The organism is Streptomyces sp. NPDC051976 (genome assembly GCF_040680795.1).
Taxonomy (GTDB): domain Bacteria; phylum Actinomycetota; class Actinomycetes; order Streptomycetales; family Streptomycetaceae; genus Actinacidiphila.
This window is the reverse complement of record NZ_JBFAXL010000070.1, coordinates 1-13,851: the sequence shown is the minus strand read 5'-3', so window position 1 is coordinate 13,851 and position 13,851 is coordinate 1. Positions and strand designations below refer to the sequence as shown.

General features: G+C 69.8%; 13 protein-coding genes and 3 pseudogenes. 4 read left to right on the top strand and 12 right to left on the bottom strand.

The features are described from left to right. Positions 1 to 3: 3 nt before the first annotated feature. The 10 genes and pseudogenes from AB0M29_RS39250 to AB0M29_RS39205 form a co-directional block, all read right to left on the bottom strand. Positions 4 to 1,230, bottom strand: coding sequence for a histidine kinase (locus AB0M29_RS39250; RefSeq protein ID WP_365391599.1), 1,227 nt, complete (start codon positions 1,228 to 1,230; stop codon positions 4 to 6). Then, positions 1,227 to 2,111 (bottom strand): CPBP family intramembrane glutamic endopeptidase, encoded by an 885-nt coding sequence (locus tag AB0M29_RS39245; protein ID WP_365391598.1) that lies wholly within the window; start codon positions 2,109 to 2,111, stop codon positions 1,227 to 1,229. The genes AB0M29_RS39250 and AB0M29_RS39245 overlap by 4 nt, the downstream gene beginning before the upstream one ends. Positions 2,112 to 2,785: 674 nt before the next feature. Next, a complete protein-coding gene (locus AB0M29_RS39240; RefSeq protein WP_365391597.1) occupies positions 2,786 to 3,955 on the bottom strand; it encodes a HAMP domain-containing sensor histidine kinase in 1,170 nt (389 codons plus the stop codon). 178 nt (positions 3,956 to 4,133) lie between these two features. Further along, a pseudogene (locus AB0M29_RS39235) lies at positions 4,134 to 4,760 on the bottom strand (response regulator transcription factor); the annotation flags it as partial. Between the two features lie 78 nt (positions 4,761 to 4,838). Then, positions 4,839 to 6,092, bottom strand: a complete 1,254-nt coding sequence (locus tag AB0M29_RS39230; protein ID WP_365391596.1) for an acyltransferase — start codon at positions 6,090 to 6,092, stop codon at positions 4,839 to 4,841. Between the two features lie 16 nt (positions 6,093 to 6,108). Then, complete coding sequence (locus AB0M29_RS39225; RefSeq protein ID WP_365391595.1) at positions 6,109 to 6,687, bottom strand: SGNH/GDSL hydrolase family protein; 579 nt, start codon at positions 6,685 to 6,687, stop codon at positions 6,109 to 6,111. A 141-nt stretch (positions 6,688 to 6,828) separates the two neighbouring features. Further along, a pseudogene (locus AB0M29_RS39220) lies at positions 6,829 to 6,950 on the bottom strand (AraC family transcriptional regulator); the annotation flags it as partial. A 49-nt stretch (positions 6,951 to 6,999) separates the two neighbouring features. Further along, complete coding sequence (locus AB0M29_RS39215) at positions 7,000 to 7,701, bottom strand: alpha/beta fold hydrolase (protein ID WP_365391594.1); 702 nt, start codon at positions 7,699 to 7,701, stop codon at positions 7,000 to 7,002. After that, positions 7,698 to 8,513 (bottom strand): citryl-CoA lyase, encoded by an 816-nt coding sequence (locus tag AB0M29_RS39210; RefSeq protein ID WP_365391593.1) that lies wholly within the window; start codon positions 8,511 to 8,513, stop codon positions 7,698 to 7,700. The genes AB0M29_RS39215 and AB0M29_RS39210 overlap by 4 nt, the downstream gene beginning before the upstream one ends. After that, on the bottom strand, positions 8,506 to 9,717 hold the full coding sequence (locus AB0M29_RS39205) for a CoA transferase (RefSeq protein ID WP_365391592.1): 1,212 nt from the start codon (positions 9,715 to 9,717) through the stop codon (positions 8,506 to 8,508). The genes AB0M29_RS39210 and AB0M29_RS39205 overlap by 8 nt, the downstream gene beginning before the upstream one ends. A 246-nt stretch (positions 9,718 to 9,963) precedes the next feature. On the opposite strand from AB0M29_RS39205, the gene AB0M29_RS39200 reads away from it, so the two are divergent. The 4 genes and pseudogenes from AB0M29_RS39200 to AB0M29_RS39185 all read left to right on the top strand — a co-directional run. Next, positions 9,964 to 10,530: a VOC family protein gene (locus tag AB0M29_RS39200; protein ID WP_365391591.1), complete on the top strand. Its 567-nt coding sequence runs from the start codon at positions 9,964 to 9,966 to the stop codon at positions 10,528 to 10,530. Positions 10,531 to 11,251: 721 nt separating this feature from the next. Then, positions 11,252 to 12,073, top strand: coding sequence for an IclR family transcriptional regulator C-terminal domain-containing protein (locus AB0M29_RS39195; RefSeq protein WP_365391590.1), 822 nt, complete (start codon positions 11,252 to 11,254; stop codon positions 12,071 to 12,073). Between the two features lie 190 nt (positions 12,074 to 12,263). Continuing rightward, complete coding sequence (locus AB0M29_RS39190; protein WP_365391589.1) at positions 12,264 to 12,506, top strand: transposase; 243 nt, start codon at positions 12,264 to 12,266, stop codon at positions 12,504 to 12,506. A gap of 97 nt (positions 12,507 to 12,603) precedes the next feature. Next, positions 12,604 to 12,690: pseudogene (locus tag AB0M29_RS39185) on the top strand (IS5/IS1182 family transposase); the annotation flags it as partial. Positions 12,691 to 12,772: 82 nt separating this feature from the next. Here AB0M29_RS39185 and AB0M29_RS39180 read toward each other — a convergent pair. Both AB0M29_RS39180 and AB0M29_RS39175 read right to left on the bottom strand, forming a co-directional pair. Continuing rightward, positions 12,773 to 13,387, bottom strand: a complete 615-nt coding sequence (locus AB0M29_RS39180) for a hypothetical protein (RefSeq protein ID WP_365391588.1) — start codon at positions 13,385 to 13,387, stop codon at positions 12,773 to 12,775. A gap of 122 nt (positions 13,388 to 13,509) precedes the next feature. Next, complete coding sequence (locus AB0M29_RS39175; RefSeq protein WP_365391587.1) at positions 13,510 to 13,704, bottom strand: hypothetical protein; 195 nt, start codon at positions 13,702 to 13,704, stop codon at positions 13,510 to 13,512. Positions 13,705 to 13,851 lie beyond the last annotated feature (147 nt).

The window sequence follows — 13,851 nt, the reverse complement described above, 5'->3', positions numbered from 1 at the left end:
AGGTCACTCCTGATCGGGTCCGGACGGGATCCGCGCCCGGACGGTGAATCCGCCGTCCGGGCCCGGGCCGGCCTCCAGTTCACCGTCGAGCACGCGGATGCGCTCGCGCAGGCCGGCCAGGCCCCGGCCGCCGACCGGCAGCTCCGGAGTGCGGGGAGGGGACGCGGAGCCCGCTGGTCCTTCCGTCGCGGATTCCTCGGTCGTCACCTCGACCTCCATGTGCCACGGGTGGTGGTTCACCAGGACGTGGGTGCGTGCTCCGGCCGCATACTTCATCGCGTTGGTCAGCGCCTCCTGCACCACGCGATAAGCGGCCAGCTCGGCCGCGGCCGGCCGCGGCCGGCGTTCGCCGACTTCGATGAATTCGACCGGCTGACATGCGGCCCTGGCCTGCTCGACCAAGTCTGCGATCGCGCCCTGGGCCGGGGTCCGGTCCGGGAGCGCCGTGTCGCCGGTCGCCTCCAGCACGCCGAGCAGATAGCGCAGTTCGGTCAGCGCCCGCCGCCCGGTATCGGATACCGATGTCAGCCCCGCCGCGGCCCGCTGTGTATCGGAGACCAGCAGGAACTGTGCCGCATCGGCCTGCACCACCATGGCAGTCACGTGATGGGTCACCACGTCATGCAATTCGCGGGCGATCCGGGCACGTTCGGCGGCGGTGGCGGCCTCGGCGGCCAGCCGCCGTCGCTGGACCTCCTGCTCCCGCAATCTGCGCATCATGCAACCGGCCAGCCAGGCCAGAGCGGTGACCAGATAGAAGACGAAGTAGTCGCTGAACCCATGCGGTGAGCCGAGGTGGTGCAGCACCAAGGCCAGCATGGTGTAGCCGACGGTCGCCGCGGCGGCAGCGGTGCGGCGCAAGCGCAGGAGGTGAGCTCCGGCGGAGTAAAGAGCCAGATATAGCCCGAGGCTGGCGAACGTCGTCGGGTAGCCCAGGGCCTGATCGGCGGCGAACGCGGAGCCGATGACCGCCAGCACAGTCGCCGGGAACCTTCGTCGCACGGCCAGCGGCAGCGCTTGCGCCAGGGCCAGCACGACGCTCAGCACGTCGGCTGGGCGGCGAGGCAGGTCGCCGATCTGCGCACCGACCTTCGACAGCGCCGGAGCGAAGGCCAGCACCGCAAGGGCCGCCGCCAGCACACCGTCCTCGACCAAAGCATCCCGCCGTCCCAGCAAGCCAGCCACGCCTCGCGGCGAAACCAGCCGACGAGGCGGGGCGGTCGTGTTCACTGGCGGTTCCTCCGGTCGGCGCGTCGTGAGGGCACCACATTGCCAGCTCGGCGGGCGGCGGCGAACATCGGCACCGCAAGCAGCAGGCCGATCAACACCGGGATGACCGAGGCCTCCAGGCCGAAGCCGCCGCCGGTCAGCAGGTGCCAGCCGCTCGTGCGCACGCTAAACAGCCGAGCGTCGGGGGTATGCCCAGAGACCGGGACACCCAGCAACTGCTCGGTAGTGTTCCAGGCGAAGTGCACGCCTACTGCCAGCCACATGCTGCGCCGCCACAGGAACGCCGCCCCCAACGTAACGCCGGCCTCGGTCGCTATCGCTACTCCACTCCATAGCGTGGCCCCGGGGTTGGCCAGGTGTGCTGCGCCGAAGAACAGCGCGGTAGCCGCGACTGCGACCCGACTGCCCCACCGCTGCTCGATTGCCTGCAGCGCCACCCCACGGAACATCAGCTCCTCGGTCAACGCCGTCCCCGCCTGCACCGACAGCACCGAGGTCAGCGTTCCGGCGACGGCGTGGTGCGCCCACGAGAACGAGTACCCGCCGAAGGCCGCGATCAGCAGCGTCGAGACCGCGACGAACCCCAGCCCGATTGCGCTGCCCAGCAGCGCCTGCCGCCCGGCGCCGCGCCAGGCGATCTCCGGGGTGGCCCGCCGCGCCACGCGGCGCATCACCACCCAATACACGCCCACCGCGACGACCCCTCCCAGCACTGGCACAGGGCCCGGCCCGGTCGCCGTCACACCCGCGACCAGACCCACCCCCATCAGCCCGACCAGCGCCCATCCCAGTGGGGCATGCACAATCCGACCCCAGCGGCCGCGACCCCGGCCGGATCGCACCGGCCCGTGGTCGTCGCGGCGAACATCCGTCGTGCTCATCGACAGCCTCCCAGCCTTCCGGCCACCTCAGCGGCGACCTGCGCCACCCACGCTAGGGATTCGACCGCACCCCACGGATCACCCGCCGGCGGACGAATCCAGTAGCTCCCATGGGGGATGCGCGGCGGCGATCACACCTCCATGCGGGGCTGTCCGCTGGTCGCGCTGAGGCCGCCGTCGACCGGAACCTGAGCGCCAGTGATGTAGACACTCCTTGGTGCCGCGGCGGTGGGAAGAGAGGCTACGGTGCGGGCACGGGAACGACGTTGCCCGCCGCGTTGCAGCGAACGGTCCAGGGCCTCTCGTAACCCTCCTCGTAGACCCGTACGTCCACGTCGGGGGATTGTTCAGGTTCACGGCGCCGTTGGCGCCGTGCGCGATCAGTCCGTCGAGTGGCGGTACCTCGGTGGTCAGGCCGCGGGCGCGTTCGGCGGCGTCGGGGCCATTGAGGAGCAGGTCGAGTGCCTGTTGCGGGGTCAGGGGGGTGTCGACCTGGCGGGTGACGGCCTGGATGCCGTAGGGGCTGACGAAGTAGAGCTGGGCATAGTGGTGCACGGAGCCCGGTTCGCGGAGGCCGGACGCCGGGGCGCCGGCTCGGACAGGGCCGGTGGAGCCGATGCCGCAGCCTGCCGACAGCATGGCCACCACGGCTACGAGGCAGGTGAGCCGGCGTTTCATGGGTGGTCCTCCTGCCGGGGCGTGCGCGGGAGTGTGAGGGTGAACACCGCGCCGCCGTTGGGGAGGTTGGCGGCGGTGAGGGTGCCGTGGTGCAGTCGTACGTTCTCCAGCGCGATGGCGAGTCCGAGGCCGCTGCCCTCGGACCGGCCCCTGGCGGCGTCCGCTTTGTAGAAGCGGTCGAAGACATGCGACAGGACTTCGTCGGGGATGCCGGGGCCGTCGTCGGCGACCTCGATCACGAGGGACTCCTGCGTGGCAGTCGCCCGGACCGTGACGGGAGCGGCGCCGTGGCGCAGCGCGTTGCCGATCAGGTTGGCGAGGACGACGTCGATGCGCCGCGCGTCGACCCGGATGCGCGGGTCGTCCTCGGGAAGCTCGGTGATCACCTCGTCCGGCTCGCGCCAGCCGCGCAGGTGAAGCGTCTTGTGGACGACGGTGCGCAGACTCACGTCGTCAAGGTGCAATACCGCCGCACCCGCGTCGAGGCGGGAGATCTCCATGAGGTCCTCGATCACGCCGGCCAGCTTGCGGGTCTCGTCGCTGATGAGGAGGACCGCGTCGGCGGTGTCCGGAGGCAGGATGCCGGAGCGGGCGTCCTCGTCGAGGGCGTCGGTGACAGCGGCCATAGCGGCGAGCGGCGTCCGCAGCTCGTGCGAGACGTCCGCGGCGAACCGACGGGCATTGGTCTCCATCCGCCGCAGTTCGGCGCCGTCCCGCTCCAGTGTGGCCGCCATAGTGTTGAAGGTGCCGGTCAGCGCGGCGAGTTCGTCCTTGCCGACGATGTCCAGGCGCGTGTCCAGGGCACCCGAGGTGATCTTTTCGGCGGCCGTACGCAGCTGCCGCACGGGACGCAGCACCCGGTGGGCCGCGAACAAGGCGGGCACGACGGCGAAGGCGAGCTTCGGGACGGCACCCGCCCAGGCCGCGGTGATCAGGGCAGAGACGTCGGCCTGTTCGCCGTCCAGTGACACAACGGCGTAGGCGACCAGCCCCGATGGTTTCTCCGCTGCATCGCGCCTACCGGTGTAGCGGATCGGCATGCCGATGAGCAGCCGGGGCCCGTCGGCGTCCTCCACACGCTCGTAGAAGGTGGCGTCGCCGTTCTCCGCCACGTCGCGCAGGGCGCTGCTGACGTCGCCCGAGCTGCCGATGAAATGGCCCGCCATTGCGGGCGACGGCCGTGCGCCAGCCACGGGCGGCCGAGGCACTGTCCAACTGGCGCGCGAAGACGCGCAGATCCGCGTCGGTGGGATCGGCCGGAAGGTTGGGGGCGAGCGAGTCGATCTGGAGGCGCAGGTCGCGGACGGCGCTGTTCTGGGTGCGGTCCACAATCGCGCTGCGGGCCTCTTCGATCTTGGAGCGCAGCCGCATCACACAGGCGTCGACCAGGCGGGCGTCCGCGTAGTAGCTGTGCTCCCAGATGTCCTCCAGCAGCTGCTGGCGGCTGAAGGTCCGCTCCGGGGCGGCGCTGAGGAAGAGCAGCAGCTTCAACTCGGAGGGGGCGAGCGGGAGTTCTTCGCCGTGCTTGCGGACGATCAGCGCGTCGCGGTCGATCTCGAGATCGCCCACCAGGGTCGGGCCGGCGCCTGTGTCGGTGTCGGCCTGGGCAGGGGCGACGCGGCGCAGCACCGCGCGCATCCGGGCCTCGATGACCGCGGCGCTGGCGGGTTTGACGACGTAGTCGTCGGCGCCCGTCTCGAGGCCGATCACGACGTCGATGTCGTCGCCGCGCGCGGAGAGGATCACGATGGGGACCCGGCTGGTCTCGCGGATGCGGCGGCATACTTCCAGGCCGCTCATGCCGGGCAGCATCAGATCGAGCAGCACCAGATCCGGCTTGATGGCAACCAGGGCATCGAGACCGTCTTCGCCGGTGCCGACCGCCTCGGTCTCGTGCCCGTTGCGGGACAGGCCCAGGACGACACCGCGGCGCACGGCCGGATCGTCCCCGATCAACAGGACACGCGTCATGTACGGGTCCCCTTCCACGGTGAGCGTGTTGTGCCGACCATTGTGTGGGCGGTCGGGGTGAGGATCGGGATCCGGAGGTCACTCCAACTGGCCGATGTCGACCGTGCCCGCCCCCGACACCGGCTCGGGCACCGCTGCCCACAGGATGGCTCCGGCCAGGGCCACCGCGACCATAGCGATCACTCCACGCCTGCCGCGCGCCCACCCCAGCCGAAAGCGCACCGCATCCTCGACGAACCGCTTCGTCACCGCGGCGGCCACCAGCGACACCGCGATCGCGACGACGGTTGCACCCCAGTCCCCGAGCACCGACAGTCGGGGCAACAGCAGCAGGTACACCGGCCAGTGCCACAGATACAGGCTGTACGACAGCTCTCCCAGGCCCTGCGGCACGCGGCTGCCCGTGATCCGTGCCGCCCAGGTGCCTGGCACCTGAGCCATTAAGACGATCAGTACGGCCGCGGCGAGAGAGTGGAGGAAGAGCCCGCCTTGGAAGAGCAGGGGCGCCGTCTCGCCCTCGGTCACAGCCCACGCCACCGCCAGCGCGCACCCCAGGAACAGACACACGACGTCGGCCGCGCGGCGCGGCACGCGGCGCACGAGGTTGCGCACCGGCGCGGTGGCCGCGAGCGCCCCGAGCAGCAGGGCGGCGCCACGGGTGTCGGTACCCTCATAAGCGCGGGTGGTGTCCACCGCGGCCCCCAGCGAGACGGTCAGGGCGAGGGAGACCAGGGCCCCCGCGCCGGCGAGCGAGGCCACGAGCCGCTCACCGCACCGCCCCCGGGCGGCCACTGCCACCAGCAGCGGCCAGGCCAGGTAGAACTGCCACTCCACGCCGATGCTCCACAGGTGGGCGAAGACGCGGGTGTCGGAGGCGTGCCAGTAGCCCACCTGCTCCGCGATGTAGTGCCAGTTGACCGCCTGGGCCCCGACCCAGGGCATGTCGTCGAGCGCAAAGCGCAGCTGTGCCCTGCTCCCCCAGGCCCACGTGGCCGCTACGGCCATGACTACCACGCAGACGAGAGCGGGGAGCAGGCGACGGGCACGGCGACCCCAGAACACGGACAGGGCGATCCGGCCGCGCCCCTTCGCCTCGCCGAGGAGCAGCCCGGTGATCAGGTAGCCGGAGAGCACGAAGAACAGGTCGACGCCGAGAAACCCGCCCGGTAGATGCCCGGCGTGGAAGAGCAGCACGGCCGCGACCGCGAACCCGCGCAGCCCGTCGAGAGCTGCTATGTGCGCACGGCCCACCCCGCTGCGGCGTGCCGCACGGTGCCGGGCAGGCACCGTGCGGCCGCGGGCGGTCGCGGGCAACGGAAGACGCGAAAGCATGAAGTCAACCGTTCCGTCAGGCGGCACAGCCGAGCTTGCTGTATCGCTCATCACCGGTCCAGGATTCCTGGGCCCAGGAGTCCACCGACGCCGGCGTGAAGCTTTCCTGCTCGCCGAGCTTGTCGGTGAACCACTTGGCGAAGGCGGCCGCCCCCTGTTGGCAGTTGTGGATCCCGTCCGCGGCACGCTGTGCCTTCTCCGCCGAGGCGTCGGTGCCCCACAGTTGCGCGGCATCGAAGAACGCCGCCGTGCCACCGCTCTTCCCGGCGACTTCCGCGGCTGCCTTGGGAGCGGTGCGCATCTGCGCCTCGTGTTGCCGGTAGAACTTGTCGATCTTGATGGGCGGCGGCGAAACGAACACCACCTTGGCCCCGGCGTCCTTGGCCGTGTCGACGGCCTTCTCGTAGGCAGCCCGCTGCTGGTTCTGGCTTCCCCAGTCGTACGTCGTGACCTGGTAGGCGATCACGGTAGGACCGAACGACTTGATGTCCTTGCCCAGTTGCTTCCACGTGTCGTCAGAGATCATCTGCGTGATCTTCTCGCCGCTATCGACGATCGTGCCCCCACCATCCGAGGAGGAGTCCTTGAACTCCACCCCACTGGCTGAGCCTGTTGTTCATGCCTCGAGCACAGCAGCCCTCGAGCGCCCGATCGCCAGCCGTCATCGTTTGCTCATAGTCTGGACAAAGAGCGCTCATGAAGGCCGGCGCCAAGATGCGCAGTTCGTCCACGGCGGCCGCGGCTTGGTCAGCCATTGGCGGGGCGGCAGGCCGGTCTCGTCGCGGAAGCGGCGGGCGAAGGTGCGCAGGCTCATATGGGCCGGGCCATCTCCGGCAAAGTAAGCGGTTCGGCGAGGCGTGGAGTGCCCACTGGCGGGTGGCGGTATGGATGCGCCGCCCTCGAATTCTCACTGAGATACGACGAGAGCAGCCTGCGCGGCAAGAAATCGGGCCAGCGGCTCGGGCGCGGAGTAGAACGGCGAGTGGTCGCAGTCGAGTTCGACGTGTGTGGCGGCACGTGCGGCACAGGTGTGCTGTGCCTGGGGGCGGACGGTCCGGTCCGCGGTGCACACGACGTACGCGCTGGGGACCGTCAGCCACGCCGGGTCGTCGACGGGAGTGTCCGGCACCCGGCTGCGCATCGGCCGCCAGAGGGCCGCCGCGTGCTCGGCGTATCGGAGGGGCGTGGCGGAGTAGAGCGCCTCCCGGGCGGTGGGCAGCAGGGTCACCGTGCCGTCGGGGCCCGTCCGTACGGACCGGTGGAAGGCGGGATCGGTCCAGGTGGGCGTCAGCTGTGCCGGGGACTCGCCGGGCAGCGGCATCCGCGCGGCAATGTAGACCAGGCGTGCCGCCGCGTGCCCGCCAGCCGAGACCGGCAGGCCGCCGTAGCTGTGCGCGACCAGCAGCACGGGGCCGTGTCGTGCCTCCCGGCGCACGGCGGCACGGACGGCCTCGGTGTCGTCGGTGAAGGAGGTGAAGGGGAGGTCGATGGCGTGGCTGCGGACGCCGGTCGCGCCCAGCCGTTCCGTCACCTCCTTCCAGCACCAGGAACCGTGGTGGGCGCCGTGGACGAGCAGGACGACGGGCTCGCGTGCCGGTGACCGGCTCATGGCAGGTTTCCTGGGTGCGGGTCGGGGGCGACGGGCCGGTTGTTGAGGTCGACGGAGAGGAAGATGTCGGTCGCGACCGGATGTCGCATCTCCTCGGCGAGTTGCCCGATCAGCCCCGCGGTACGGGCCAGCAGGGCGAAGCCGCGCAGCAGCGGGATCGGCAGGTCGAGGTCGGCCAGCGCGGCCCCGCACACCCCGGCGCCGTTCAGCGGCAGGGTCTTGCCCAGGACCTGCGGGTGGGTCCGGCCGATCGCGGCGAACAGCGACAGGTGGGGGCCGATTTGCTTCTCCTCAGCGGCGATCTCCATGAGCCGGGCAGTGCGCGGGTCGCCGTCCTTGTGGACGTGATGGCCGAGGCCGGGCACGAACCGCCCGGCCGCCCGCTGTGCGCGGACCGTTTCGAGGGCGAGCGCATCCCATCCCGCCTCGTCGTCCGGCAGTGAACCGGGATGGCGTTCGATGACCTCGTGCAGAAAGGTCCCGGTGTCCTCGGTGACACCGAGGAAGCGGGAGCCGCCGCCCAGCAGCCCGGCGGCGAGCGCGCCCTGCACCGAGTCCGGCGCCGACAGATAGGTGAGGCGGGTGACGATCGCGGTCGGGGTGAAGCCGTGGTCGGCCAGTGCGGCGAGGACGGCTTCGAAGACCCGTACCTGGCCGGGGATGGGGCGGCGCTGGGTGGCGAGCCAGTAGGCGAGCTCGCCGAAGCCGACCTGGCCCATTACGTCACGGGCGAGGTCCTCGCCGAGAAGAGTGATCGAGGTGCGGGAGGAGGCCCCCAGCGCCGTGGGGTAGGACGAGGGCCGGTCAGTCACGGGTGTCCTCCTCGGTCGTGCGCGGGTCCCGCGGTGCCGTGAGCCACTTGCGCAGTTCGGGGCCGTGCTCGTCGAGTTCCGGGGGCGGCAGCTCGTAACGGGCCGGTGTCGCGGAGAACGTGATCGGGTGCCGTGCCATCGGGACGGCCCGCTCCCCTTCGCCTACCTCGACGACCGGTTCGAGTCCGAAGCGCTCGGCCAGGGCGAAGCCTCCGTCGATGGTGTTGATGGGGGCGGCTGGAACCCCGGCCGCGACCAGGGCGTCGAACCACTCGGCCGCGCCCCGGGTGGCCAGCCGCTCCACCAGCAGTGGCCGGAGTTCCGCGCGGCGGGCGGTGCGGTCCTTGTTGTGCGCGAACCGCGGGTCGTCGGCCGTTTCGGGTATGCCGAGGACCTCGCACAGCCGCCGGAACTGGCCGTCGTTGGCGGCGGCGACGATCAGGTCCCGGTCGGCGGTGGGGAACGGCTCGTAGGGGAAGACGCTCGGGTGCGCGTTGCCCATCCGGTAGGGCACGGTGCCGCCGGCCACATAGGCAGAGCTGTGGTTGACCAGGCCGGACAGTGCCGAGGACAGCAGGTTGACCTCGACGTGCTGGCCCTCGCCGGTCGCGTCACGGTGCCGTAGCGCGGCGAGTATGCCGATGGTCGCGTGGTTGCCCGCCATCACGTCGAAGACGGAGATGCCGGCGCGGTAGGGCTCGCCCTTCGGGTCGCCGGTGAGGCTCATCAGGCCGGAGATCGCCTGCACCATCAGGTCGTAGCCGGGTACGTGACGGCCCGCGCCGGGCCCGAAGCCGCTGATCGAGGCATAGACCACACCGGGGTTCTCGGCCGCGACGCTGTAGTAGTCCAGTCCGTACTTGGTGAGCGCGCCCGGCTTGAAGTTCTCGATCACGACGTCCGCCCGGTGCGCCAGCTCACGCGCCGCGAGGGCGTCGTCCTCAGCGCGCAGGTCGAGGGCGATGGAGCGCTTGTTGCGGTTGACCCCCAGGTAGTAGGTGGATGTCTTACCGCGGGTCGGCGGCATCCACGTCCGGGTCTCGTCACCGCCGGGGGACTCGACCTTGACGACCTCGGCACCGAGATCCGCCAGCAGCATCGTCGCGTACGGGCCCGCCAGCACCCGGGAGAAGTCGGCGACCAGCAGCCCGGACAGCGGCCCGCCGCCCCTGCCGGGTGCTGCCGACTCTGTGGGCATCTCCATGAAACCATCCCTCCAACCGCACAGCGGACATTTGTCCGCTGATTGTCATTGTGGCACGCCGACTGTGGCGCCGCGAGGAAGCCAGAACCATGCGTCGCGCTGGCGCGAAAGGCATCCTCTGGCAAATCGGACCGTCAGGCTCTTGACGTCGAGGGTGGATCGCATGAAGGTAGCGAGCAGTGACCGTCTGGCGGACAGGTGTCCGCTAAAGTTCAGCGGTCAAGGAATCTCAAAGGAGAGTCGACGATGACCCAGGCTTCCCCCGCGCCCTCAGTCGCATCCAGCACCGCGGCCCTGCCGTCACGGTTGCACCACAACGCCTACGTCACCCGCGACCAGGAGGCGACCCGGGCCTTCTACGAGGACCTCATCGGCCTGCCCCTCGTCGCCACCTGGAAGGAGTCCGACGAACTCTTCGGCGCGGTGCGCACGTACTGCCACACCTTCTACGGCCTCGGTGACGGCAGCGCCCTCGCCTTCTTCCAGTTCGCGGATCCCGAGGACCAGAAGCAGTTCGGCCCCGAGATGCCGCACTCGCCGTTCCAGCACATCGCGCTCAAGGTCACCGAGGAGGTGCAGAACGCGATCGCCGGACGGCTGGAGAAGGCCGGCTGGAAGCCCGACGAGACCTACGTCCTGGAGCACGGCTACTGCCGCTCCCTCTACACCAGCGACCCCAACGGCCTGCTCCTCGAATTCACTCTCGACGCGCCCGGCATCGAGGAGAGCGACGCCGAACGCCGGCGCACCGCTCGTGCGGAACTCGCCTCGTGGCTCGCCGGCGAGCACACCAGCAATAACACCTACCGCTGACAGCCCCGCCATCGCGCCGTTCCGGCACATCGCAGGAGCGTCCACCTTCGGTCCCGGGCCTCCTCGCCCGGGACCGCGCGCCCAGGCGTACACCATTCCCGCCTCCGAGTTCGGCGATCCGGGCAAGCACCGCCCTCACCCACGCCTCCCGGTTCACAGCGGCCGAGCGCCGACGGCGATCTCAATTCCCCTGAGTCGACAGTGCCGAACTCAGAAGACGCCAACCCAAGTGCCCTGCTGTCGTACGCGCAGCTCGCGCGGTGGCGTTCTCGCAACTGCCTCCTACCTCCGCCGATGAGGGAATCCGCGTGTTGCAGCCGCTGGCGCCAGGCGCGGAGAAGGGCGGCAAGCGCGGGACTTGAAGGATCGATCCGCACGCCGTGCACATCGGGACACACATCGCGTTGAGAGAAGGGACTCTCAGTGGCAGAGCCGGCGTCCCGGCCGACCGCTCCAGGGCGGACATCGACCGATTCCGGGGTTGCCGCCCAGCGGGCGGGACAGATGTATGCGCTGCCCCTCTGACGACCCCTGGGGTGGTCTGCGGCGCTTACTCCCGCACGCGATAAGGTTGTCCGCTGTGCGGTCAGGCAGCTTGCTGCGATAGATCTTGGGGCCCTGCGACCCGGTTCCTGAGCGGTAAACTATCGCCGTCAGCTTGTCCGCATGACGGACGACTGCCGTTCCTTGGTCGTCACAGCCACCACCAGGAGGAGGCCCGATGCCTCGCGAAGGAACCGGCCCCGATTTCATCGAGGCACTGGCCCGAGGACTGGAGGTGATCACCGCATTCCAGCCCCGCCAGCCGGTGATGTCCCTGACCGACGTGGCGAACACGACGGGGCTCGCCAGGCCGACCGCACGCCGGATTCTGCTCACCCTGACCGAGCTGGGATATGTACGGCAGCAGGGGGGCGGGTTCATGCTCACCCCGCGGGTGCTCGATCTCGGAGTCGCCTACGTCCGCTCGATGGGGCTGTGGGACGTGGCGCGGCCGCACCTGGAGCAGCTGGTCGAGCGGACGAACGAGTCCTGTTCGATCGCGCAGCTCGACGGCCCGGACATCGTGTACGTCGCCCGGGTGGCCATGCCGAAGATCGTCACGCTCGCCGTGCAGATCGGTACCCGGTTCCCCGCGCTGTCGACGTCGCTGGGCAAGGTCCTGCTGGCCGCGCTGCCGCCGGAGGAAGTGGCCCGCATCCTTGCCGAGCCGAGCCGGTCGGGTTTGCACGCTCTGTGGCAGCCCGACCGCATGGAATGGGAGTCCGAGCTGCGAGAGGTCCGTGCTCGTGGCTGGGCGATGACCGACGAGCAACTGGCGAAGGGCATCCGTTCAGTGGCCGCGCCACTGCGGGACGGATCAGGTCGCGTCATCGCGAGCGTCAATGTCAACGCGCACGCCGCCGAGACCCCGGTGGAGGTGGTGATCCACGACTATCTGCCGCTTCTCCTGCAAGCCGCGGGTGAGATCAGCGCGGATTTCGCGCGTCTTGAATCCGCGCCGCACGTGACCCAGCCGGCGAGGGTGCCCACGCCAAGTTGACGCTCGCGCTGTCGATATCCAGAACCGCGTGGCGGACATCAGCCCGCTGTACGCGCAGAGATCATGCCGGACAGCGTCATGCCGGCTCGCTCGGGTGCCGCCGGGCTGCTTTCCGGAGGCGCCGGCGGGCCCCAGCTACACCATTTACGACTCCCTGAAGGCCCGGCGGGCGACCTCGGTGTAGTCCGCGGTGTCGGGCAGGGTGGCGAGCGCCTCTTCCCAGAGGGCCCCGGCGCGCTCGGCAAGGGAGCTCTTCCAGCTCGTCCATCAACAGGCCCAGGAACTCCCGGAGTTGCTTGGCATTGGCGCGATCACCGCAGCCCAGATCCAGGTCAGATGGTCGCATCCGGGCCGGTTTCGTCCCGAGGCCGCCTTCGCCTCCTTCGCTGGCGTGGCGCCGATCCCGGCCTCGTCGGGCCACTTTCAACGCTGAGTTGGAGCGCATCCAGTGGGTTTCACAAAATCCGGCCCAGCAAGGACGAGCACTTCCCTTCGCTTGCCAGCTGTCATGCATGCTCCAGACACAGCTTCTCAAGTCCTGGCGACTGCTACGACAAGCACGATGCTCGACCAATCGCATCGGCAGAATCGTCGCCGCAGTCCCCGCCCACGCGTGATCGCCCCTCCCGGTCCGGGGCGCCCTTCCCGGAGCGGACCTCAGGGACCCGGTGCGGGAAGGGCGGGAGAGGCGTCGAGGCGTCAGCCGCAGTGTTCGGCCTTCTCCTGCTCGGTCATGGGGCGGGTGTGCTGCGTCTTCGTGCCGGTCGCGTTCGGCTTGGGGCCGGTCGCGTCCATCGGCACGTACCAGATGTAGTGACCGTAGAACGGGTCCGGGAAGTGCAGCTCGTATGTGCCCGCGACGCGCTGCATCGGGGCTTCGCGGGTCACCCAGCCGACCTCGCCGGGGCGGACGTCGACGTTGGTGGTGTCGGTCTCGGTGTGCGAACTCTCCCAGGTGTGCCCATAGGACGTCTCGATGGCCACCTTGAAGACCTCGGCGAAGCCGTACTCCGCGCTGAGCGAGACCCCGACGCTGTTCGACTGGCCGGTCGTATCGGCCCACGCGATGCTCGAACGCTGCAGGTCCTGGGTGCAGTTGTACGCGCTGTCGCCTACCTGATGCGCTTCTCCCATCGAATCCGTGGCCGGACCATCTGTGTGGAAGATGCAGGAGTCGGTGCCGTTGTCGCACTTGTCGAGCAGCTCGCGTGTGGTGGGGGCCGACTCGTCGGCCTGCGCGGCGGGCGCGAAGGCCATGCCGCCCACGGTGGCCATCGTCGTCAGCAGGATGGCTATACGTGTACGGGTGGTCATGTGTGATCTCCAGTGGGGGGTGTGACGTGTGGGGGTACCGCGTTCATGCGGGACCGCGTTGACGGGTGGCGGCCTAGCTGAAGCCGATGGACTGGGTCCGCTCGTTGATCATCTGGCCGACGTCAGCGTGCGCGGTCGATCACCTCGGTGAACGTGCCGAAGCAGCGCTGCTGCCTGGACTGCGTGTCAACCAGGCAGTGGCGCGCGGCGGGTTCGCCGGCCGCGGCCGTCTGCACCGACGGGGCGCAGACCGGGCCGGTGGCGACGGCGACCGCGGTTCCCGCCAACCGGGTGCGACGGGTTGTCCGTATGGCCATGCGGTCATCCTTCTCTGTCGTGGGGCGTGAGTACTTCCCCTACTGTCTAGTGGATCTAGTGTCGTGTGAATGAAGTCCTTGGACGTTTGGGGGTGGCGTGTTCGAGGATGTCGTCGGCGGTTTTGGTCCATGTGAAGGGCTGGCAGC

Excerpts from the sequence above, each read along its gene's own strand:
- AB0M29_RS39215 (WP_365391594.1), bottom strand. The coding sequence starts at position 7,701 with ATGAGCCGGTCACCGGCACGCGAGCCCGTCGTCCTGCTCGTCCACGGC.
- AB0M29_RS39205 (WP_365391592.1), bottom strand. The coding sequence starts at position 9,717 with ATGGAGATGCCCACAGAGTCGGCAGCACCCGGCAGGGGCGGCGGGCCG.
- AB0M29_RS39175 (WP_365391587.1), bottom strand. The coding sequence starts at position 13,704 with ATGGCCATACGGACAACCCGTCGCACCCGGTTGGCGGGAACCGCGGTC.
- AB0M29_RS39230 (WP_365391596.1), bottom strand. The coding sequence starts at position 6,092 with ATGCTTTCGCGTCTTCCGTTGCCCGCGACCGCCCGCGGCCGCACGGTG.
- AB0M29_RS39195 (WP_365391590.1), top strand. The coding sequence starts at position 11,252 with ATGCCTCGCGAAGGAACCGGCCCCGATTTCATCGAGGCACTGGCCCGA.
- AB0M29_RS39245 (WP_365391598.1), bottom strand. The coding sequence starts at position 2,111 with ATGAGCACGACGGATGTTCGCCGCGACGACCACGGGCCGGTGCGATCC.
- AB0M29_RS39240 (WP_365391597.1), bottom strand. The coding sequence starts at position 3,955 with ATGGCGGGCCATTTCATCGGCAGCTCGGGCGACGTCAGCAGCGCCCTG.
- AB0M29_RS39200 (WP_365391591.1), top strand. The coding sequence starts at position 9,964 with ATGACCCAGGCTTCCCCCGCGCCCTCAGTCGCATCCAGCACCGCGGCC.
- AB0M29_RS39180 (WP_365391588.1), bottom strand. The coding sequence starts at position 13,387 with ATGACCACCCGTACACGTATAGCCATCCTGCTGACGACGATGGCCACC.